This window comes from Providencia sp. PROV130 (assembly GCF_028482225.1).
In the GTDB taxonomy this organism is placed as follows: domain Bacteria; phylum Pseudomonadota; class Gammaproteobacteria; order Enterobacterales; family Enterobacteriaceae; genus Providencia; species Providencia rettgeri.
The window spans coordinates 173,435-195,013 of the sequence record NZ_JAMPQC010000019.1 but is presented as its reverse complement, the minus strand read 5'-3'; the positions used below and the strand labels follow the sequence as shown (position 1 = coordinate 195,013).

At 39.8% G+C, this 21,579-nt stretch carries 19 protein-coding genes and 1 pseudogene; 6 read left to right on the top strand and 14 right to left on the bottom strand.

Going from position 1 to position 21,579, the window contains the following annotated elements; genetic code table 11:
- Nucleotides 1-2: 2 nt before the first annotated feature.
- Nucleotides 3-1,127 (bottom strand): CMD domain-containing protein, encoded by a 1,125-nt coding sequence (locus tag PSF28_RS13950; protein WP_210840391.1) that lies wholly within the window; start codon nt 1,125-1,127, stop codon nt 3-5.
- 213 nt (nt 1,128-1,340) lie between these two features.
- Here PSF28_RS13950 and PSF28_RS13945 point away from each other — a divergent pair, with 213 nt between their 5' ends.
- Together PSF28_RS13945 and PSF28_RS13940 are read left to right on the top strand one after the other, a co-directional pair.
- Nucleotides 1,341-2,183 carry a MetQ/NlpA family ABC transporter substrate-binding protein gene (locus PSF28_RS13945; RefSeq protein ID WP_272685216.1) on the top strand — a complete coding sequence of 281 codons (843 nt, stop codon included), beginning with the start codon at nt 1,341-1,343 and terminating at the stop codon, nt 2,181-2,183.
- A 227-nt stretch (nt 2,184-2,410) separates the two neighbouring features.
- On the top strand, nt 2,411-3,148 hold the full coding sequence (locus PSF28_RS13940; protein WP_210840225.1) for a cyclase family protein: 738 nt from the start codon (nt 2,411-2,413) through the stop codon (nt 3,146-3,148).
- Between the two features lie 52 nt (nt 3,149-3,200).
- Here PSF28_RS13940 and PSF28_RS13935 read toward each other — a convergent pair whose 3' ends face one another.
- Nucleotides 3,201-4,436 (bottom strand): SLC13 family permease, encoded by a 1,236-nt coding sequence (locus PSF28_RS13935; RefSeq protein WP_210840224.1) that lies wholly within the window; start codon nt 4,434-4,436, stop codon nt 3,201-3,203.
- 625 nt (nt 4,437-5,061) lie between these two features.
- Here PSF28_RS13935 and PSF28_RS13930 point away from each other — a divergent pair.
- The 4 genes from PSF28_RS13930 (at nt 5,062) to PSF28_RS13915 (ending at nt 9,330) form a co-directional block, all read left to right on the top strand.
- Entirely contained in the window at nt 5,062-7,011 is a 1,950-nt protein-coding gene (locus PSF28_RS13930; protein WP_272683820.1) for a PTS mannitol transporter subunit IICBA, read from the top strand.
- Nucleotides 7,012-7,022: 11 nt separating this feature from the next.
- The gene (locus PSF28_RS13925; protein WP_210840222.1) at nt 7,023-8,183 is read left to right on the top strand and encodes a mannitol-1-phosphate 5-dehydrogenase; all 1,161 of its coding nucleotides are present in this window, start codon (nt 7,023-7,025) and stop codon (nt 8,181-8,183) included.
- Nucleotides 8,184-8,283: 100 nt separating this feature from the next.
- The gene (locus PSF28_RS13920) at nt 8,284-8,814 is read left to right on the top strand and encodes an MltR family transcriptional regulator (RefSeq protein WP_272683818.1); all 531 of its coding nucleotides are present in this window, start codon (nt 8,284-8,286) and stop codon (nt 8,812-8,814) included.
- 96 nt (nt 8,815-8,910) lie between these two features.
- Entirely contained in the window at nt 8,911-9,330 is a 420-nt protein-coding gene (locus PSF28_RS13915) for a GNAT family N-acetyltransferase (RefSeq protein WP_210840558.1), read from the top strand.
- A 402-nt stretch (nt 9,331-9,732) separates the two neighbouring features.
- Here PSF28_RS13915 and PSF28_RS13910 read toward each other — a convergent pair.
- The 12 genes and pseudogenes from PSF28_RS13910 to PSF28_RS13855 form a co-directional block, all read right to left on the bottom strand.
- A pseudogene (locus PSF28_RS13910) lies at nt 9,733-9,867 on the bottom strand (tyrosine-type recombinase/integrase); the annotation flags it as partial.
- Nucleotides 9,868-10,211: 344 nt separating this feature from the next.
- A complete protein-coding gene (locus tag PSF28_RS13905) occupies nt 10,212-10,619 on the bottom strand; it encodes a hypothetical protein (RefSeq protein ID WP_210839146.1) in 408 nt (135 codons plus the stop codon).
- A gap of 116 nt (nt 10,620-10,735) precedes the next feature.
- The gene (locus PSF28_RS13900) at nt 10,736-10,990 is read right to left on the bottom strand and encodes a hypothetical protein (protein ID WP_272685215.1); all 255 of its coding nucleotides are present in this window, start codon (nt 10,988-10,990) and stop codon (nt 10,736-10,738) included.
- Between the two features lie 201 nt (nt 10,991-11,191).
- Nucleotides 11,192-11,452 (bottom strand): hypothetical protein, encoded by a 261-nt coding sequence (locus PSF28_RS13895; protein ID WP_272685214.1) that lies wholly within the window; start codon nt 11,450-11,452, stop codon nt 11,192-11,194.
- A 131-nt stretch (nt 11,453-11,583) separates the two neighbouring features.
- Nucleotides 11,584-12,927, bottom strand: coding sequence for a VasL domain-containing protein (locus PSF28_RS13890; protein ID WP_272685213.1), 1,344 nt, complete (start codon nt 12,925-12,927; stop codon nt 11,584-11,586).
- Between the two features lie 22 nt (nt 12,928-12,949).
- Nucleotides 12,950-13,378 (bottom strand): type VI secretion system baseplate subunit TssE, encoded by a 429-nt coding sequence (tssE, locus tag PSF28_RS13885; RefSeq protein WP_210839138.1) that lies wholly within the window; start codon nt 13,376-13,378, stop codon nt 12,950-12,952.
- 1 nt (nt 13,379) lies between these two features.
- On the bottom strand, nt 13,380-13,919 hold the full coding sequence (gene tssJ, locus PSF28_RS13880) for a type VI secretion system lipoprotein TssJ (protein ID WP_272685212.1): 540 nt from the start codon (nt 13,917-13,919) through the stop codon (nt 13,380-13,382).
- 15 nt (nt 13,920-13,934) lie between these two features.
- Nucleotides 13,935-15,026 carry a type VI secretion system baseplate subunit TssG gene (gene tssG, locus PSF28_RS13875; RefSeq protein WP_272685211.1) on the bottom strand — a complete coding sequence of 364 codons (1,092 nt, stop codon included), beginning with the start codon at nt 15,024-15,026 and terminating at the stop codon, nt 13,935-13,937.
- Entirely contained in the window at nt 15,002-16,753 is a 1,752-nt protein-coding gene (tssF, locus tag PSF28_RS13870; protein ID WP_210839133.1) for a type VI secretion system baseplate subunit TssF, read from the bottom strand. The genes tssG and tssF overlap by 25 nt, the downstream gene beginning before the upstream one ends.
- Before the next feature lie 23 nt (nt 16,754-16,776).
- Nucleotides 16,777-18,387 carry a type VI secretion system protein TssA gene (gene tssA / locus PSF28_RS13865; RefSeq protein ID WP_272685210.1) on the bottom strand — a complete coding sequence of 537 codons (1,611 nt, stop codon included), beginning with the start codon at nt 18,385-18,387 and terminating at the stop codon, nt 16,777-16,779.
- A 271-nt stretch (nt 18,388-18,658) separates the two neighbouring features.
- Complete coding sequence (locus PSF28_RS13860) at nt 18,659-19,729, bottom strand: T6SS immunity protein Tli4 family protein (protein WP_272685209.1); 1,071 nt, start codon at nt 19,727-19,729, stop codon at nt 18,659-18,661.
- The gene (locus tag PSF28_RS13855; RefSeq protein WP_272685208.1) at nt 19,723-21,453 is read right to left on the bottom strand and encodes a lipase family alpha/beta hydrolase; all 1,731 of its coding nucleotides are present in this window, start codon (nt 21,451-21,453) and stop codon (nt 19,723-19,725) included. The genes PSF28_RS13860 and PSF28_RS13855 overlap by 7 nt, the downstream gene beginning before the upstream one ends.
- Nucleotides 21,454-21,579 lie beyond the last annotated feature (126 nt).

Here is a 21,579-nt window from a genome sequence, read left to right as displayed (position 1 = left end):
AATTACTCCTTGCCCTCGGCTATTTCAAAGGGTTCTCCTAGTGATAACATTAAGCGGTTCGCCCATGAAAAGAAGGCTGTTGATTGAACTAAATCGAGTAATTCAAGTTCAGACAAGCCTAGCGTTTGTAACTCTTTAATTTGTGATGATGTGGCTTGGATGGGGGTTGCAGACAAGGAAGCAACCAAATCTGTGATGGCTAGTAGTCTGTCATCAAAACCTTCTGCAAGTACTGAACCTGTCGCCGTTGCTAATAGTTTATCAACATCAGCGCGTCGCTCTTTTGCATATTGACTGGCTTTTCTTGCGTGAACAGAAGCACAGTATATGCAACCATTAACTTTACTAGTTACAGCTGCTGCAAATTCACGTTCCCAGCGAGGTAGCCCTTCAGAGGTATAAAATACACCACGGTCAATTAAAGTTCGTAATTCTAAAATTTTGCTTTGATGGGCAAGTAGTAAAAAATATTCAGAGTTTAATTGACCAAATTTTTTCATAACTTGGGCTTCTTCAGCGGATAATGTCTTCACATCTCTTGCTGAAATCCAAGCTTCCCATCCTAAATTATCTTGTGTAAAAGCGGTTGGGGATGAATTTCCTTTGCGAGTTAAAGGTTGGTGGTTCCACTTACCTGCAACAACTTTAGGTGCACTATTTGTAAGATTACTACTATCCGTCAGTAACAGAATCCCTTCGATTAGCCGAGCTTGATAAGTGACATAAGTTATTAATTGAGCAAGTAAAATAATGTCACTTTCTTGCCAACCTTGGTTAGTTAATTCGGCAATCAATTGGTAATGAGTGTCTTTCGGTGACTGTGTTAAAACTTGCAGATATTCTTTTGCTGTGGCAAGTGGTTTGCTAAGCGGTTCATCAGGAATTGAGTTTATTAATTGCAAATAAAATTCAGCAAGGCGGGGACTTCCTGTAATTTTTGCAACTTCATGGGCAAAATAATATTTCACATCACTTGTTAGCCGTGTCGAGGGCGCTGAAAAAATGGCTTCAAATACGGCTTGAGTATTTTCAGTCGCCACATTACGTTCATGGCGAATCTTAGTTAGACTGGAATCTGGTGTTAAGTTAGTTAAATAATTAATTACATCATTATTGGAAATAGTCATAAAGTAACTCACTTTTTTTAAACGTTTTTTATCTCCTTCATTACATATCAATCACATCACTAATCGAACGATCTATTTGTTATATGCTTATAACCAAAAGAAATTAAACTAAGCCCTTATATTACTTTTGTATTAAGTTATAACGATATAGTCTAAGTCGTGCTCTCTAATTATGATTATACTGCCCAAAATATCTTTACAGGGTTGTTACATATGTTAAAACAAAAAATAATAGGCTTGTCTTTAATTACTACGGCTTTAGTTGCGTTGGCAGGTTGTGGTGATAATAATGAAAAAGATAATCCGAATAAAAAACAAATTACGATAGGCTTTGGTGTTGGTAATTATATTGACCAAGTGGATAAAGGTATCGTCCCGATTTTAGAGAAAAAAGGTTATACGGTTAATTTGCGCCAATTTTCGCAGAATAGGCAAATTAATCCTGCTTTTGAAGAAGGTTCAATCGATGCTTCTGTTAATCAAAGCCGCGCCTATATGGAGGCTTATAACAAAAAGAATAATATTAACATGGTGGCATTGACAGATTCACCGAGTGCGCCACAAAGTCTGCGGTCAAATAAACATAAAACACTGGATGATGTGAAAGATGGTATGATCGTCGCGCTATCTAATGACCCTGTTAATGCAGAACGTGGTGCTAGAATTCTGGAACAGTTAGGTTGGATTAAAATTAAGCCAAATGTGAGTACATTAAGCTTTAGTGTTAATGATATTTCGCCTGATAAATATAACTTAGATATCCGAGAAACTGATGCAGCACAAGGGTTACGATTATTAGATGATGTCGATTTTGTCGTTGTGAATGGCAACTATGTTGCAAGTGCAGGTCAGCGCATTGCTGATGGCTTGGTCGTAGAAAATTCACCGCTAGAGCATCGTGTTATTGTGACTGTCATGCAAAAAGACCTAGATGCTCAGTGGGCAAAAGATTTGAAAGAAGCTTTTGAGTCTAAAGAATATGCAGATTATATTCGTTCGCAGCGTATTTACGATGGTTTTATTGAACCTGAAAGCTGGAACAAATATCCTAAATAAAACCCTAGTCTGTTTTTTTATTATTAGTATTACGTTAACCACTAATTTTTATTAATTAGTGGTTTTTTCTATATAAACTAAATATCTTACTGATTTAATGTGAAAAATATTCGTGTTGAATTTGTAGACAATCTGATGTTTTTTCGTTATTTAATAGATTAAGAGCTGCATTATAAAAATAGAATATAGATAAGTTTATGTAAAAAATAGAACTGACAGGGGAAAGTATGAGTAACGAATTAATTGATGCATTTAATGTAATAAAATCCAAAAGATGGGTTGATTTGACACATAGCTTCGATAAAGATTCACCACATTTTTTTATGTTTGATTCAGCTGAGTTTAAAACATTATTTGGTTATCCAGAGGGTTTTTTTGCACAGCAATTTACATTTCCAGGCCAATATGGCACTCATATTGATGCTCCTTGTCATTTTGTCGAAGGAATGCGTTATTTACATGAACTCGAATTAAAGGAACTTGTTCTGCCATTGATTGTTATTGACCAGTCAGAAAGGGCAAAAGAAGATCCAAATTTTGCATTTTCTCGAGATGATATTCTCAATTTTGAAGCACAAAATGGCCGAATTGAATCTGGGAGTTTTGTTGCATTACGCACCGATTGGAGTATACGTTGGCCATCACAAGAGCTTATGGATAATAAAGATGATGAGGGCAATAACCAAATACCGGGTTGGGGTATGGACGCCCTTAAATTTTTATTTGAAGAACGTGGAATAAAAGCTATCGGGCATGAAACATTTGATACTGATGCAGCAAAAGATTTTCGAAAAAATAATGCATTACTCGGTGAGTATTATGTATTAGAGCAAGATACATACCAAGTTGAATTACTCGCTAATTTAGACCAAGTACCCACACGTGGTGCCGTGATTTTTAATATTGTCGCTAAACCAAATAATGCCAGTGGTTTTCCTGTGCGTTCATTTGCAATACTGCCATAGGCAATATAATTATAACCAATCTGCTAATGTAATAGCAGATTGGTTAAAACGACTATAAAGCAAATATAATCCATGCAGCGGCTAATAGCATACACAATAGCGCGACAATTCCCCCTGATTTAGAAAACTCACTGAAAGAAATTTTTACACCATATGCCGCTGATTGTTCAACGACAATAATTCCAGCAAGGCTACCGAAGACCAGTAAATTACTTGAAAAGCCTGAACCCAATACAAGAGCTGCGCCTAATGAATCGGCATTACCATCAGGTGTTAAGAATGGGACGAGTAACATAACGGAGGGATTATTTCCAACGATAGTGCTTAGAACACCGGTCACTAAAAATAGGGCTAATGGATTATTGAGATCCACACCGTAGCTTCGTAAATCCGTTAATAATTGCTGAGGAAGGCCTGTGGCGGCAAAAGCAGCGTTAACAACAAATAACCCCATGATGAGTAATAGAAGATTACCGTCGACGAGTTTAAGCATATCACTTGAGGCAATGGACCGGTTTAATAATAAAAACCCAGCAGCAGTCAATGCTATAAGTTCTTTAGGAATATCAGTCACAATAAAGGCAATGATGACTGCGAAGGTAATGACGCCAGCTTTTGCTGTTTCCCATACATTTAATGTTTCTTGGGTTGTTTGTGGGGGAGTTGTTAGCGTATTTTCTTTAGTCAAATACCAACGATTACGATATAACCAAACGAGTACCAACCATGTTAATGGTAAAGAAAGTAGAGCTGGTATTGCTGATGCCTGTAATAAGCCAACAAACGAGATATCGAGCCCTTGGGCTGCGATCATATTTTGTGGGCTACCAATTAATGAACCGGCTGCACCATTATTCGCCGCGAAACAAAAACCAAGTAAAAATGGAATTGGGTTTAAGCCGCGAGACAAACTAATTGATACTAATAATGGTGTCATGGCGACAACAACAACATCGTTAGTGAGTAATGCAGAAAGAAAGCCACCGACAAGAATTAAAACCGCGAGTAATGTTGGGGGAGAAACTTTTAGTATTGCCACTCGGTTTGCGGTCCAACTATAAAAACCTGACACAACAAAAGAAGCAGAAACGACCATAAGCCCAAATAACATACCAATCGTTCGGTAATCGATAGCATTCCACGCATGAGGAGGTGTAATACTGCCGATAGCCATCATGGCTAGAGCGCCAATAACAGCAGCTCCAGTCCTATCAACTTTGAAGCCAGGTAGCTTACCAAAGCCCATTGCAATATAAACCAAAAGAAAAACAATAACGGTTAACGTCATGATATTCACATTTTAATTAAGAAAATTAGAGGTAATTTATCGATGAACACTCAGCGAAGCAAGGCTAAATAATGTATTGATAATAACATGTTGCAGTTAGCTCCATTTAAGATTGTCGCCAAAAGATAATAATAATGAAATTAAGAATGAAGTTTACAAATAGCGATAACAAGCATTGACCATAAGAAACGATAATCTGATTTATTGCAGTATAAAAAAACAAAGAAAATACATTGGGTAATTTTATTACAAAATTAAAAAAATATTTGTACAGATGAGAATTTGATGGCAACTCATAGGATTAAAAAAGAGAAATTGAAAATTAATTGTGACAAGAGTCACTATTTAAAGATAAATAACGTTTTTTAATTTGTGATAAAAATCACAAAAAATGGTTTTTTAGTGCAAAAAAAGAGCAATGTAATTTAGTAACACGAAATTTTTGTGAACTGCATCAATATAAATATAGGGTGGATAGGGGGGTAATGGTGACTTTGATCACATAAAGGCCCACGTGGTGCGAATCTGATAAAGCTCATGCTAGAGTGAAAGTGTTGAAAAAATCACGGACGTTATTTGGCGATAACGTTACAACTTTATCATTCTCGTACCACGGGGTTCTGTCATGGTAACATCAAATATCAAATTAAAGGTACAGAATTTTGGGCGTTTCCTCAGTAATATGGTTATGCCTAATATCGGTGCTTTTATCGCTTGGGGATTAATTACTGCGTTATTTATCCCAACTGGCTGGTGGCCTAATGAGACATTAGCTCAACTTGTAGGCCCTATGATCACCTATTTACTACCACTATTAATCGGTTATACCGGTGGCCGTTTAGTTGGTGGAGAGCGGGGTGGAATAGTTGGTGCAATAACAACAATGGGCGTAATTGTTGGTGCCGACATGCCAATGTTTATGGGGGCAATGATTGCTGGCCCATTAGGCGGATATGCAATAAAACGTTTTGATTTGTGGATAGAAGGCAAAATTAAAACGGGTTTTGAAATGTTAGTGAATAATTTTTCATCTGGCATTATCGGCATGTTATTAGCCATTTTGGCTTATTTAGCAATTGGGCCTCTTGTTGCAGGGCTATCCAAGATATTAGCAGCCGGTGTGAATGTGATGGTGGAGAATAATTTACTTCCACTCACGTCTATTTTTGTTGAACCTGCCAAAATCTTATTTCTTAATAATGCTATCAATCATGGTATTTTTTCACCACTAGGTATTCAGCAAGCGTCTGAAACAGGTGCATCCATCTTTTTCTTAATTGAAGCCAACCCTGGACCAGGTTTAGGTGTTTTACTCGCATATATGTTTTTTGGTAAAGGTAATGCTAAGCAGTCTGCGCCAGGAGCCGCAATTATTCACTTTTTTGGTGGCATCCATGAAATTTATTTTCCTTACGTCTTAATGAATCCTCGGTTAATTCTTGCTGTTATTCTGGGTGGAATGACAGGGGTATTTGTGATGAACCTTTTTCATGCTGGGTTAGTCTCTCCTGCATCCCCGGGCTCAATATTTGCAGTTCTACTGATGACGCCTAAATCATCACTTATCGGCGTTATTTTATCGGTCGCAAGTGCTACAGCTGTTTCTTTCATCGTTTCAGCTCTTTTATTAAAACGAACACGAATTGGTGATGATGATGAACTCGAGAGTGCGACGAAAAAAATGCGTAATATGAAAACGCAATCAAAGTCATCATCAGTAAATTCAATCAATAAAGATGCTTCTATCAATTTAGCTCAAGTGCACAACATTATTGTCGCTTGCGATGCAGGCATGGGTTCAAGTGCAATGGGAGCGGGGGTATTAGCCAAAAAAGTACGTGATGCTGGCTTGCTAGACATCACCGTCACTAATATGGCAATCAACGATTTACCAGAAAATGTTGATATTGTTATCACTCATAGGGATTTAACGCAAAGAGCGAAATCATTTGCGCCAAATGCAATCCATATTTCTTTAACAAACTTCTTAGATAGCCAGACGTATAATGATTTAGTCACGAATTTAATAGCTAAAAAAAATCCTAAGGCAGCTAATGATGGGCATTTAATTAAACAAACTATTGTTGCGGCTAATGATGAGTCATATGACATAACCGAACATGAAGAGGCTTTGTTTACTTTAAGTGCGAAGCACATCCATTTAAATCTGGCGGCAGAAAATAAAACTCAAGCTATCCGCTTTGTAGGGCAGAAGTTAGTTGAAGGCGGGTATGTTGAGCCAGAATATATAGAGGCTATGCTAGCTCGTGAAAAACTAACACCAACGTATCTTGGAGAGTCTATTGCGGTACCTCACGGAACAATAGAAGCCAAAGACCGCGTATTAAAAACTGGCATTGTTATTTGCCAATATCCTGAAGGCGTACAATTTGGTGAAGAACCCGATGAAATTGCTCGCTTAGTGATTGGTATTGCAGCACAAAATAATGAGCACATTGAAGTTATTACACGAATTACTTCCGCTTTAGATGAAGATGGGGTCATTGAGCGTTTATGTGAAACCCAAGATGTTCAGGAAGTACTCGAAATTTTAGCGTCTCAAAGTGCAGCATAAGGAGAATAATAATGAAAGTCATTCATTTTGGTGCAGGAAATATAGGCCGCGGTTTTATTGGCAAATTATTAGCAGACGCAAATTCACAAGTAACTTTTACTGATGTCAATCAGCCATTAATTGACCAACTAGCACATCAACAATCTTATAATGTTCATGTTGTTGGTCAGGAAAATCGTATTGAGAAAGTCCAACACATTCACGCTGTTAATAGTAATGACTCTAAAACGATAGAGTTTATTGCAACAGCAGATATGCTTACAACAGCAGTCGGGCCTCAAGTACTTGAAAAAATTGCCTCAACGATAGCTAAAGGCATTATTCATAGAAAATCGTTGGGGAATAACCAGCCGCTCAATATTATTGCATGTGAAAATATGGTGAGAGGAACTAGCCAATTAAAGCAACATGTATTGGCTCAATTGCCTGAAGAGTTGCATCAATGGGTTGAGCAGCATATTGGCTTTGTAGACTCAGCAGTTGACCGTATTGTTCCTCCGATGGATGCAGCGAATGATGACCCGCTTGATGTTACCGTCGAATCCTTTAGTGAGTGGATTGTTGATCAGACACAATTTGTTGGTGATATTCCTATTATCGCAGGAATGGAATTAACGGATAATCTAATGGCATTTGTCGAACGTAAGCTATTTACGTTAAATACAGGCCATGCAATAACAGCTTATCTGGGGCAATTATATGGATACCAAACAATTAATGAAGCTATTGGCGATTTGAGGATCTACACTATCGTTAAATCGGCAATGAAAGAAAGCGGGCAAGTATTAATTCAACGTTATGGCTTTGATTCGAAAATACATAATCAATACATAGATAAAATACTGAACCGCTTTGCGAACCCATATTTAAAAGATGATGTTAGTCGAGTAGGACGACAACCTATGCGAAAATTAAGTTCAAATGATCGCCTAATTAAACCGTTATTAGGTACATTTGAATATCAATTATCAAATGAAAATCTGATCATAGGAATTGCAGCTGCATTGCATTTTAGGTGTGAAACTGATCCCCAAGCAAATGAAATGGCAAGGTTAATTGCAGATAAAGGCCTTACCCAAACGGTCATTCAACTTTGTGGAATAGAGCAATATCCAGAGGTAATTGATAAAATTTGTACTCAATACCAGTTAATGATGTTGAGTAAAAAGTAATATTACGGATAATGGGTTAATTATTGAGGTTCAATCACTTTATGGCTATCTACTATGTCAACGAAAGTAATATAGCTATAAAGTGATAAAAGAAGCTAATATGGAAAATAAACAAAACATTGAAAATCAAATTCTTGAGCGGTTGAATCAACGACCAGAGGTGCACTTATTTGTTCAAGATGTCGTTATTTTAATTTCACAAGCTATTGATAAATTAATGTTAAAAGTTTTCAGAAAGGATGACTATGCAGTAAAATATGCAGTTGAGCCTCTTTTGACTGGAAATGGCCCATTAGGGGAGTTATCGGTTCGTTTGAAACTCTTATTTGCGTTAGGGGCTATTTCTCGTGAAACTTATGAAGATATAGAATTATTTCTTGCTTTGAATGAGTCATTATCTGCAGAAAAAATAAATGTAAATTTTACGGATGATGAAATTTTAGGCAGTATTAAAATGCTTCATTGTATAGAACCATTACCAGAAATGATGAGATTTAATCAGCCGGAAGATCTTATTGATAATCAATTAATTGAATTGCAAAAACACCGTTTTCAGCAAATGATCAAATCTTCATTGATATTGTCTGTAACAGCCTTAATTACCCAAATTATCGAAACGGATGTATTTTAAAATTGTTTATTCTATCATCTCTATTTTACTGTTTACTTATCAACGTAAATATGTTTGAAATAATACGTTATTAGCCGAGAATTAGCAGAGCATCGAATGAATATTATTATTGCACATGAAATCACCACCGAAGATAAAGAAGAATTACTTGCAGGGTTGCGTAGTTTTAATACTCAGTTTTTAAATGCCGACCGATTTGGTTCATTAGGAATTTATTTTAAAAATGATGATGGCGTGATGCTTGGTGGTTTACTTTCCTCAATTAAGGCAAATTGGCTCTGTATTGATTATTTGTGGGTTAGTGAAAGTGCCAGAAATGATGGATTAGGCCGTGAATTGATGTATACCGCTGAACGGGAAGCAATAAAATTAGGTTGTATTCATAGCTTAGTTGACACATTTAGTTTCCAAGCTTTGCCATTTTATGAAAAATTAGGATATGTGAAACAAATGTCATTACCTGACTTCCCGGAGACAGGTATGCAACGACATTATTTAACTAAGCGTGATATATGAATTTTATTATTACAACTAATTTCGGTGATAACTTTATTTGTATTCTCCTCAGTTGGGCTTATGCTCTCTAAAGGCTATTTTTACTTCATCTCTTTTCTTCTGGTATCGGCTAAATAAATTTGCCAATAAAAAATACTATATACATGAGTACTTAGATTCCACTAAAAGTTATTAGACCTTCTTGGAAGTAAAAATAATTAATTTATTGTTTTTATTTGAAAATGGAGGTCTTAATAGATCTTTAGAAGTCCCTGCAGGAATCGATTTTTTATGTTATCAGTTTGATTAATAATGATTAAATTAATATTTATTTCTGATTGTAACCTTCTTTATACCCTCACTTTTTATTGGTGCTTTAATTACAAAGAATCTAAGATACTTAACTACCAAACCTTTATCTATGCCATGGGTCGTATTCTTATCGATATGTGCGAGCCTGGTTTCAATCCATGCTAAGTTAAAACCTTCCTCATGCAAGATAGTGCCCATCTTGTGACGGATACCATGTTTTGTTAGCCTTCCCTCATACCCAAACAATTAAATAGCCATGTACATCTGCTCCTGGTTGTAACATTCTCCAATACCTTTAATGATTACTTTAATATAATTGTTGCTAGCTATGAGGTTCATGATGCGCTTACCTTTTCTCCATTGATTTGTATACTTAATGTTATATATGGAAGGCCATATACTTTGTTATTATCCTATCGAAGGAGCAATACTCACGAGCCAAAATTGGTATTATGCTTATGTGGTTTCAGATTTAAAGAAAAACTGTTGATAACAGCCTGTTAATGAGCCCAGAAGTGTTGGCTTATTTTTCAATTAATCAATTCTCGTATAAAAAGTAAAATAACATTCAAGCGGCCAAGTCATTTCAATTACTCAGAACGGCACTCAATCAGTTGGTAGGAGGAGGGATCATTAATTAAAAGTGACTCATTTTTAATTAAATATCTATTAGCATTTTTGCTTATAACGAATTGAGGCGGGGGGATTTTACAATCCTGTTTATTAATAATAGATGCATTAAATCCTGTGGCTATTTCTTTTAATGTATAATTCCCCTCGCAAGAATATAATTCTTGCCAAGATGAAATAGTTAACTTAGCCTCATTGTTAAATTTAAATTTTAGATTAATAAGTATATTAACATCATTATTTGATTTTTTCTCGGGATCGTGAAAATAATAGCAACCGATGGTTTTAGTTGCATATGCACAATTTAATATAATGAATGAGAGTAATGCACTAATAAATAGAAGGTAACTCATTTTTGATTCATTCATCGATGATAACTAGTATACATAGCGTAATAGCAGAGAGTAGGTTAGCACTTCGTTAATTAACCGATTAATAAGCATTTTGACAAACTTTAAAGGATTGTAAAATCCTATTCCAGATTTCAATCATTTGTTATATCTGTCTTAATAATGAACTCTAAAATTTCTTTAAACATTTCTTTTCTGTCTAAATTTATAGAATATTTAGGCACTGTACCGTCACCGTGCCCGCCCTCATAATCCATTGATGGCGTACTTTTCCATTTATTGCTAGATTTGAGTAACGTATATTCGTGCTTATCGCCATACATCTCAGTAGAACGGTTGTCATCTGATACCCATAAGCAAAGGGTCTTATCACGTAATTTCCACGTCACTGTTGCATCTGAACGACGACTATCTTTCGGGGCATTTTCATCAAAATACGTTCCGTAAAATTGGTAAGTATTCGCATGATATTGATCATTTATATCTAAAATGAAAGGATGAACATCATCATTACCTACCTTTTGACTAAAATCCGTTTCAACTGCGTTAGAGTCTAGTAATTCACGCCAACGCTTTTCTGACGTAAAAACTCACCCGAGAGTATCCCATGCTATTAATGCCAGATTACGGCGTATTCGCCAGACTGAATCGCCCGTATCTTTATGTTTTAAGTTAGACCCCATAATGCTAGGTAAAAAAATAACAGGAACCACTTTGGTTGCAGGGATATCAAGGTGGACTTTGGCGTTCCGTGATTGATGTTCAGTCGTACATTCCCAAGAAACCCGTTTTTTCACATTAAATTGACAAAAACGGTGCTGGATATTATCGCCTTGTTCATCCTGACTCATTGTATTTCCTTCAAATAGAGCATGGCGATGATTGATTTGATGTTCCCACTTATACTCAAATACATTTATTAATGAAAAATAAGGCGAGAATGATGACAATATCGATGAGCAATTTATTGAGTGATAGGGAATTATTTATTTTGCTGAATCAATGCATACCGGTTCAATAGTTGCTTAAAGTGGGTATCAATACGTTGATATTCTGATTCAGGTACAGTGCCTTGCGCTTGTAATTGTTCTAGTTGGCGTAGCTCTTCCTCGAGTGGCAACCCTTGATTAAAATGCTGGCGGGCATTGAAAATAATGGTTTTTAATTCAGACCCAGTGATATAGCTGCGAGGTTTACCATCGAGACTGTCTAAGCGAGTACTGAGATTATTCAACTCCGTCATCCCTTCAGACCATTGCTGTAATTTATCGTGAGATAATGCATTAATTTGCATATTTTGCTGCCATTTATCGTTAAATGCGCTGACTTCTTGCCGTTCACCATATTGCTTCGTGAGGTAATTCACCATACTCAGTCCATATTGCTGAGCCCAAATCGGGGATATCGACTCCAATTCAACGAGGTAGTTATCGATTACCTTGAGTTTCTCAGGAGAAAAACTATTCGGTTGAGCGGTATTAGGCTGTAATTGTTGCTCAAGAATTGAGGCAATATTCGGCGTAAAGTCAGGTAACTGGGGTAGCGCTTGCGCTAAAACGTGGTTATTGATTTGCGGGTGTAACACATACAAAGTTCCTGCACACAGCGCGCCTGTGAGCACAATACCGAAAGCCAGACCCACACAAATGCCTTTGCGGTAAGAAGGCTTGGTCGGTGTCGGTGTACTGATAGTGGCATTGGCCTTGATGGAAATTGGCGTTGCTGCGGCACGGGCATGAAATGATGATGGTGAGGTTTTCGGCAATTGCAGCGGCGTTGGTGGAATAAAACCACTATCGGGAACATCGGTATTTTCGAGCTGCTTGGCTTGAGTGGTGAGCAAGTTTTGCAGTCGTTCCAGCTGAGTGAGGTGTTTGAGCTCTAATGTTTGCAGCAACTGTCCAATTTGGTTGAGCGTCGCTTCAGTTTGATACAGTGCTGGCAGGTCTGCATAAACAGGTGCATGGGCGCGTAACCCTGTCATGAGTTGTTGGCTCAGCGTTGCGAGGATCTCAACCCGGGCATGGGTCTGTTGTGGCCATAATCCTTGCCAGTGGCGGCTCAGTAAATGTTGGAGTAAAGATAAGCCTTCGTTTAATCCCGCAATGCCATTTTGATGCTGGCGGATCAGGGTAAACCATGCGCAAGTTTGTAAATCAGCGCCATTTTGGTTGAATAAGGACAAACATAGCCCATGAGCTCGCGCCCAGTCAACATCAGGGCGGGCAGGATGGAAGCGTTTGTTTAACTCGTCTTTAAGGGCAGAGAAATCAGCCAGGGTGCGAGGGTCGCCACCAAGGCGTAATGTGTTTAAATCTGGGGTCATAGTCTTCTCACGCTATCGTCGGTTAAATCGTATCGAATTGTTTTTTTAGATGATGTAATAAAATGCGTCCATCAGGCATAAATTGGGTGCCATAGCGGATCAAACCTTGTTCGTGCAACTCAACTTCAAGGGCATAGTGGAGTGCACCAAAGCTATTTTGCGGTAATAACATTAAAGAAAGAGATTTGATGCGGGGCTCATACTTGAGCAACGTTGCCGATAAAACAGTCATCATATTGTGAGCGGTGCCGGGGAGACCTTGGATCATTTTACTCATATCGGGAAGCCCGTAATCTGGAATATGTTCGATGCTCCCTGCTCTGGTATTGAGAATACGGCGAATATTGTCCATGACGGAAACCATCACTTGGTCATGTTCTGGAATGTCATCAATATTCAATCCTCCCGCAAAATACCCTGTCAACATTTCATATAATGAAGGTTGAGACATGTTATTTTTCTCCCAGCGGTTTTAGTGTCATCGTGTTATCCACGAGCGTTAATAAACGTGGGTCATCAGGTAATAACCGTTTTTTGGGGATCACCACACGCCAATCATCGGTGACAAGGTCTGGATGGTGAAACATCACGGCGATAGCAACAAACTCAGCGCCTTCTTCGAGAGGCATATCAAGAGAAATTGATTCGCCAGGGCGAATTCGCAGGTCTTTTTGTGTGACTAATGAGGATTTGAGTACTTGGCTATCTTTAGCGAAAAGGGTGGAATAGTCGCTTTCTACAAAGCTTTCAAAGTTTTTTAGTTGATAAACACGGATAATCGTTGATAACGATGCGCCAGTATCATCGGTATTTAATGCTTCACGTGCGACAAAATCTAAGTGTACGACTTTCACTTGTTTATAAAAGAGGGAGCTTGCAACATTGCGAGTACCATCACCGACCATCTGAGTAAGACCACAGCCCGATAGATTTAATGCGCTGAGGAGCATTAATGTTTTGCTGCAAAAGGAGAATAGAGGGAATTGTTTCATAAGTGATCCTCAAACTTAAAATCGATAATTAGCATAATTTTGGGGAGGCGTACTCTGTGTTGACGTCGTTAATCGTTGGTAACGCCCTAAATTTAACGTGATAACGTGTTCTTGATGCGCAGTTTGTGGGCTGAGTGTTCCCATTGCTGCGGTACGCCCCAATTGAACACCTTGGTGAGATTGAGTGCTTAACGCCGCATTGGGTAATAACTTTCTTGGTAACGTTAAGTTAAGACGAGCATTGACGCGTGATCCGAGATAAACATGCAATAGTGCCATTAAATCTTGATACAGCACCCCATCAGGCAACCAGTTCCGAGCTTCTTCAAGGTTATTGGTTTGTAAGATAATCAAAATTTGGCTATTAACATCGATGGCGTACTGACCTAATACGGGTTTGTTGGCTAATGTCATCGGTGTTCTGCAGGATAACCCTGTTTGAGTGGCTTGCTCGATGCGTCTTGGGTCATGAGGCTTGATGTTAACTTGGGTATCAGGCGCCAGTAATTTAACTAATGATATAACCCCTTCGGCGGTACGAGTTGGAAAACGTAGCGTACCCAGTAATGCGAGAAATCGGGATAATGGCGCTTGTATATGTTGCGCCGTGCCAGGTATACCTAAGCCAATTAACCCATATAAATACTGGGAAGTTTCGTCTTCACCTCCCGCTAAAAATGTTGCAGGGTAAGAGTATTTTCGCCAAATACGATAAAACTGCGTCGTCAGTCGGTGGTTAAAAATATCTAAAAAATCGGCAAGAGACTCGGTTCCCTCACGTCGTTGTGCAATGTCATCAAGGTAGGTTGTCGGTAGCGGGGAAGTGACACCATATAACCCTAAAAAAGTCGTTCGAATGCTCGGAGTTATACTATCACGGTATCTATCGTCAATATCCAACCCTTTAATTTCGGTGACGGGAAAGCCCATTCCACGGTGAGGGCGAAAACGAATCGCATCTGTTTTGGGGTCTTGAGTACTGCCGAGCGACGGGCTCTGTGCATTACTTTGTTCTAGTAGCTGGCAAAATCGATAGAAATTAACTAACGGAAGACGCTCCCCAAGCGCATCAAGAAGCGGATTTACTGAGGATGATTTTCGGTCCATGTCAGACTATTTCCTGTCGGTAAAATATGTAAAGTCAATTGGTTAAACAGGTGTACATCGGTATAGAGGGCAAAAAAACGGTTGAGCATTTCGCCAAAAAGATGAATGTCACCTTCACCGTTAAAGCCGTGGCTATCAATAGTGATGTCAATGGCAATACCCCGGTGTAAAAAGCCTTTTTCAAATCGTTCGATGAGATGCTGCTCAACGTGGATCATGGCATCGAGTTTACGGCTATTCAGGTCATCCTCTCGCCAATCGTAAAGTGCGAGAGTGCCTCGTAATACCTCTACGTTATCCATCATATTCAGGAAGCTGGCACCAAGGTGGCTAAGTACACGCCAATGAAATCTATCTTCAGCAGGTGGGTAGCAAGGTAGCGTAGGTTTACATAAGTTACGAACCCGTAACTGTGTCTGTAAAGTCTCTTCAGTTCTGTCTAATAATGTACTTTGTAACGCTTTGCGAGGGAGTTGTCCGTTAGTCCCGGTTAATTGGAGCGATAGTGTTTCACTTTCAAGAGATGCGCTTGGTTGCTCGTGCGCTCTCCCTACAATTAACCATGTGTCATGTAGTCCGCTGACGCCGCGTTTAATTCGTGTGTGATAGTAATGTTCAGGGGCGTTGTGGCGGAGCATTCCCCCTCTGTGACGGAAACTACTGAATGGCACATAGTGAATATGTTCATCTCGCCTTGTGCCATGAACCGTATCGACTGCATAAATTTCGGTGTGTCCATCTTGCAAGCGCCGAGGGCGTAGTAAATATTCACTTTCTAGCCCATTAACCGTCAGTGGGTCGGCTTCAATGTTGAATAAGTTGATCACCGGAACGCTGTGCAGTTTTAGGTTATCCGTACTTAATGGAATATCGCTATCCCATAGCGTATCAAGCACAATTTCGAGTTCAAAATGACTCAATCCTTCAGGTAATTGAATCTCACCGAGCCCGTTTAAGTTGACGAAGAAAAATTTTTCACGGAAAGAAAAATACTCCAGTAATAGCTGGTAGCCGCTGAAAGTGCTATCGCTTTTAGGCCACAGTTGGTCTTCTTCAGCAAAGCCCCCCGGGGAAAACCAAAGGGGTAAACGAATACGATCAGGGGACGATGGCAGGCGAATATAGGTGGCTGCAACTTGCTTAGTCAGCGCTAAATGGAGTGCATAGGTCGTTGGAACGTCACCAGAGAGATAAAAGGAGAGTGCATTAAGTGCGGTTTGTTTCCAGTCAGCGAGCTTCGCACAATCGAACTGCAAACGAATTACGGAACGGCCATCAGGCTCTGTGGTTAAATTAACGGTTGATAGCACAATGGGATTGAGCGTTAAGTCTCGCGTTGTGCGATAGCGGCAGACGGTCTTTTTGGGACCAATCGGGCGCGAAAGCACTTCAAAGTTAGCAGGGATCACCGATGAGAGTTTCATATCGTGAATATCTGGCGCGAGTTCAACGACAGAAAGCGATGGAATGGTTTGTAGATAATGAGGCCAAAGTAGGCTAACTAACCCTTCTGTTAACTCAGGTAAATCATCATCAATTTTTTGGCGCAATTGCCCCATGGAGAAGGCAAAACCTTCAAAAAGTCGTTCAACAAAAGGGTCAGGAATGCCCACTTTGTCTAAATCTAATAACGCCGCACGATCGGGGTGAGCTTGAGCGAATTCTTTAGCTGCTTCACGCAGATATCGCATCTCCGCATCATAATAGCGAAGGGTTAAATCATCCATTTGTGTGGTTCTCATTGATTAATTTAGGGGTAGAGCACTAAGGCTCGCACAGGATCTAATCGTGTGAGTTGAGCCAGTAACTCAGACATCTGATGATGCAGTTCAGCTTTGTCAGGCGTATTACGCTGCGTTTTCCCTCGCAACAGTTGCAATTGGCGGGCTTTAACTTCAAATAACGAGTGTGGTTCCCAATCAGCGAGACGCATCTGCTCAGCACTGTGGTCTAATTCACGAAGTAAATTCAGTGCCAAATCATAACGAGCAAATTGTTCAGCCACTCTTGCCATCACTAATTGCAGCAACCATTTTTGACGGGGTGTTTGGATATTCGGACGTGACATTAACCAGGCTAATGCGGCTTCAACGCCTTCAGTGTCAGCTTGAGTTAACGCTTCTTGTTCTAACGAAAATATTGAGTCGTTATCATCGTCACTTGTGCCACGAACAGGCATGTGATGGAGAGACTGAATATTCTCTTCTAGAATATGCTGTTTGATCCACGCTAATGTAACTTCATCAGCGAAAGGTGTGCCATCTTCCCAAGCGAGATTTTCTAAACCCGGTAAGCGAAGTAAGAACTGCTTTAAATCAGAAGTAATCACTTCTGCCCAGCCGTCCCACGGCGCAGGGGATTTACTCAATGCCTGATGCAAATACCACTGCACATCTAACCAAAAATGATTAACGCCTTCTGCAAACAATCGGTCGGCTTGCTCGGTGAGTTCGAGCCAATTTTGTTGCAGATATAAACGTTTTAGCTGCGCTTTGGCATCTGAGCGTGGTGGGGCTAATCGAGTACAACCTTGCTGATTTTGTGGGGGAGATTGGTGTAGCGTATCCCACCGTACGGATTTCATCAGCCGGTGACCTGACAACCAACCATTAGGTTGATTGCGCAGATAATTGGCGAGTACTTTGGCTTGGTCAAGTAATTCTCGACCAGACTGAATAGGCGTGATAGCGCTGATACCCGATGATGTCTGTTTCGTTGATATATTTTCTGTTGATTTAATATTTTGTGGAACAACACTATTCGCACCGCCAGATTGCGCAAGTCGATTTTCTAATGCGCGTAGTAGTGGTGCAAGATTAGGACGGTTTGCTTCATCCCATGTACTAAATTCATCCACAATCGAGCTAAGTAACGCCACGATACGTGCGAATTCGTTACTATCCACTTCAGGATAAAGGGATAAACTGTCGATAACCCGTTGACCCGCGAGCCATTCAATGGCGGATTTTCGGCTATTTGGGCGATTTGGCAGCAAGTCATCATGGTAACGGTGGAGTAACCCTGCCAGTAATCCTAACCCATCGGCTAATCCCGTTTCTCCTTCACGATGCAAACGCGCCCAAATATAGTAAGTGATAACGCGTGCGTCTTTACAGACATGAGTTAAGAGATTTTCGGCAAGTGTACAGATTAATTGTGTATCTGAGCCTGATAACTTGTTGACTTCTTCTTTCATACGTTCGAAGTCATCGTCATAACCGGGGTCATTCCCCATTGGGTTTTCGGCGGTAATAGGCAGTAGCCAGCGCTCCCATAAAGCCACTTGTTGCTCAACAAGCTGGTTAGCAGCAAGCGGATTTCCAGTAAAGCAAGCAGTGCGCAAGGCAGTTAATAAAGGCATAGGTGATGTCCTATCGATGGCTAATCCAAGAAGATTTTTTCAGGTAGCACAAAGTTGCGTAGTTTTAATAGCGCCAGTGGGCCTTGGCTCATTTCAGTGCGCAGTTGGTAATTGAGTGTATTGCCATCTGGCGTTGAAAAAACTTAGGTAATTTTTTGACTCATTTATTAGACCCTATGTGCTTTTAGTACTTAAGTGGCGGGGGTTAAAGTAAACAATTTTAGGTGAAATTTAAGCGATAACAACATAATCACTGTCACTCAGGGTAACATTAAAATGAATTAGGCTTATAACGCAGAGAGTCAACAATCCGATCCCAAATCTCGACCATTTCAGATTCACTATAGCGAGTTTGTTTATACTTACTATTAAGACCTAACTTGATTAACGGCTTCCAAGCTGTGGCAACAGCTTCATTAGCATAAAGAGTAAAGTCATAGACCTGTCGCGTTTTCTGTTCATAATTTTGAGTACCATCAAGAAGCCATGCTTCAAATGGAATACCATTCGCCATCGACGCATATTTTTTTAAGGTTTTCATGCTTGATGCTTTCAATGCGTCATTAATTGCATCACTTCGACCAAAAAAGGTATCTCCGTCGGCAATCATTGCACTATTAGTATTGATACCAAAGAGTAAATCGTCGTTTTTATAGCTAAGCCCCACAACGACTTTGTGTTCCTGGCCATCGTCTGCAATAAATCCATTAGGAATACACCAGCCTTTATCGGTTGGAATATCATGGTCTAATCGCCCACTTAATCGCGAAATCAACGAACGCATTGCCGCTAATTTAGTCGGTTTGTCATTCAGTTTAAACTCGGAAAATCCATAACTTAAATAATCTTCTCTATCTTTGGCATATTTAGGGGCAGACAAATCAAGGATATCGATAGTTATAATAAAGGCTATATGGTTGATATACACATGAGCCTCTAATGTTCTGTAAGCGTCATCTGTTCCACTTTGATTTTTATCAAAGATGACTCCTTGATTATCGGGCAGCTGGATGATTTCTTTCAACGCAGGGGCATTTTTCTGACTGGTTTTTTGATTTCTGAGCGCTTCTTCACGCAATGCAATACGCTGTTTAAATGCAGGTGGGTAAATGAATTGGCTTTCGATATCAAAGTCATCATACGTGGCTTTATGCGTGCCATTATTAAAAGACTCCGGAACATCCACCACATAAATACCTGCACATTGCGGTTTTGTTTTTGAAAATAACGGTTCAACCATAACAGCGTCCTTTTTAACAATGGGATTTGCATACAACGTTGGAATAAAAAGCACTAGGCCTAAAGAAAAGCAGATTGAGTGCAACGAGGTCTTCATTAACATGCGGGTACCTCTTGGACCATTTTAGCGATAGCTCGCCGGGTAAACTTTAACGCCGGACGTAGATGAATATCTTCTAGGTTTTTGACTTCATAAGCCCCTTGGTGGTCGACATTCGTGGCTAACACACTTTTAATGGACTGCCCATTTTGGCGCTGGATTGTCTTAAAGGACTCTACAGGAACCGTACCATCCCCCGCAGATTTTGAAGATTTTAATTCATAAAGACGGGAACGGTTAAACGGCAAAGGCACTTCACGGTAGTTATTGGGGAGTGTTTTATCACTGTTATGCATATCTTTCGGGTACGTAATAGATGTGATACGCCATTTCACAGAGCCATCAGATGGCTTGGTTTGCCCATAAAACGCATAGGTATTGGGGTGATAACCAGCGACATTTAATGATGAAATAAAACTCCGGACTTTTTTCCTCATTAAAATAACATACTCTTCCCAATTATTTTGGCTAACCGCATCCTCTTTGTCGAGGATATCGGACTCATACAGCCGCCACCATAAGGTTTTATTCAGGTAAATTTCCCCAAACGGGTCACCTTTTTGGGGTAAGACTAAATCACTGCCATCAGCACTCCCTTTTTCAATACTAAACCACGCCATTCCATGGGCATTACTGGTGTAATTTGGCGCAGGTAATAACTGCAAGGGTGCAGGGGCGCGTGCTAATACTGGCATCAATTCTTCAGCCGATTTCCCCATAACAATGCCTGCCAGTCCTTCTTGTTTTCCGCCGACTTTCATTCGCCGATAAGCGGCGGGTGACCCTAAGTCCGGAATCACACCATGAACAACGCCTAACACCTTATCCTGGCAACCTTTAAATTCTGCATCATCTGGTGGATTCATGGCATAACGAGCCACTAATCCCCCCATGGAATGAGTGACTAAAATCACTTTTTCAATCGCGAGACCATGACCGTGCCCATCTTGGCTTTGGTAATATCGGAGGGTTTTATCAATATACTCAACCAATTTAGCGGCAGAAATAGCATTATCTTCCAACCAGTTATATCCAAACACATGCAAAGGATAGAGAAAGTTCAAAAAATGACTGGCTTCTTTTTCGGTTAGGCAGTCTTCATTTTTATCTTCAGTGCCTAATACGGCATTGCATAACTGACGCACAATACCATTTTCTTTCGGATTGTCGCTGATGCCCTCTTTACCATCAGCACGCCGTCTGGCGGCTTTTTGCCAATCATCTAACAACGCGCCTTGAAGCACACTCAATGAATTTCCATAGCTAAAATTGAGAATTTCTCCCCAACCCCGCGCTTTTCTCGGTTGAAGTAAAGTTCCACACTCCCCTTGACCATCATCCGTCATTAACGAGTAAACTTTTGAGTTAATGACCCCACGATTATCGACCGTTGTGGTTTTAGGGTTTAACAATTCTCGTCGTTCTTGACCTTTTAACTTAGCCCAGTCGACATAAACCTCGATCTCGTTATCCCCTCGCCAAATCTTATCATCTTCTAAAAAATCACTACCCGCCGAGGTCGCTTTCAAATTACTCCCCATTACTCCAGGCAAAAAAATAACTGGAATAATTTTGGTTGGGGGAACCACGCATTTTGCTTCCGCATTAAGGGATTGGTGTTGAAGTTCAACCTCTTTCCAGTAGCATTTTCCTTTTTCATCCCATTGAGGGTGATAATATGAAACGTGTTGGCATTCGCCGATTTCAGGAGTCTTTTTCTCTGACATGACGTATGTTCCTTTGATGTTTTCTTTTGCGATGTCCGATTCTTTGGTACTGATAAGATCTATTGTGTCAAACGGATGAGTTTAATGTTCAATACTGCCCACTAGATATCATCAAAATAATTTTAA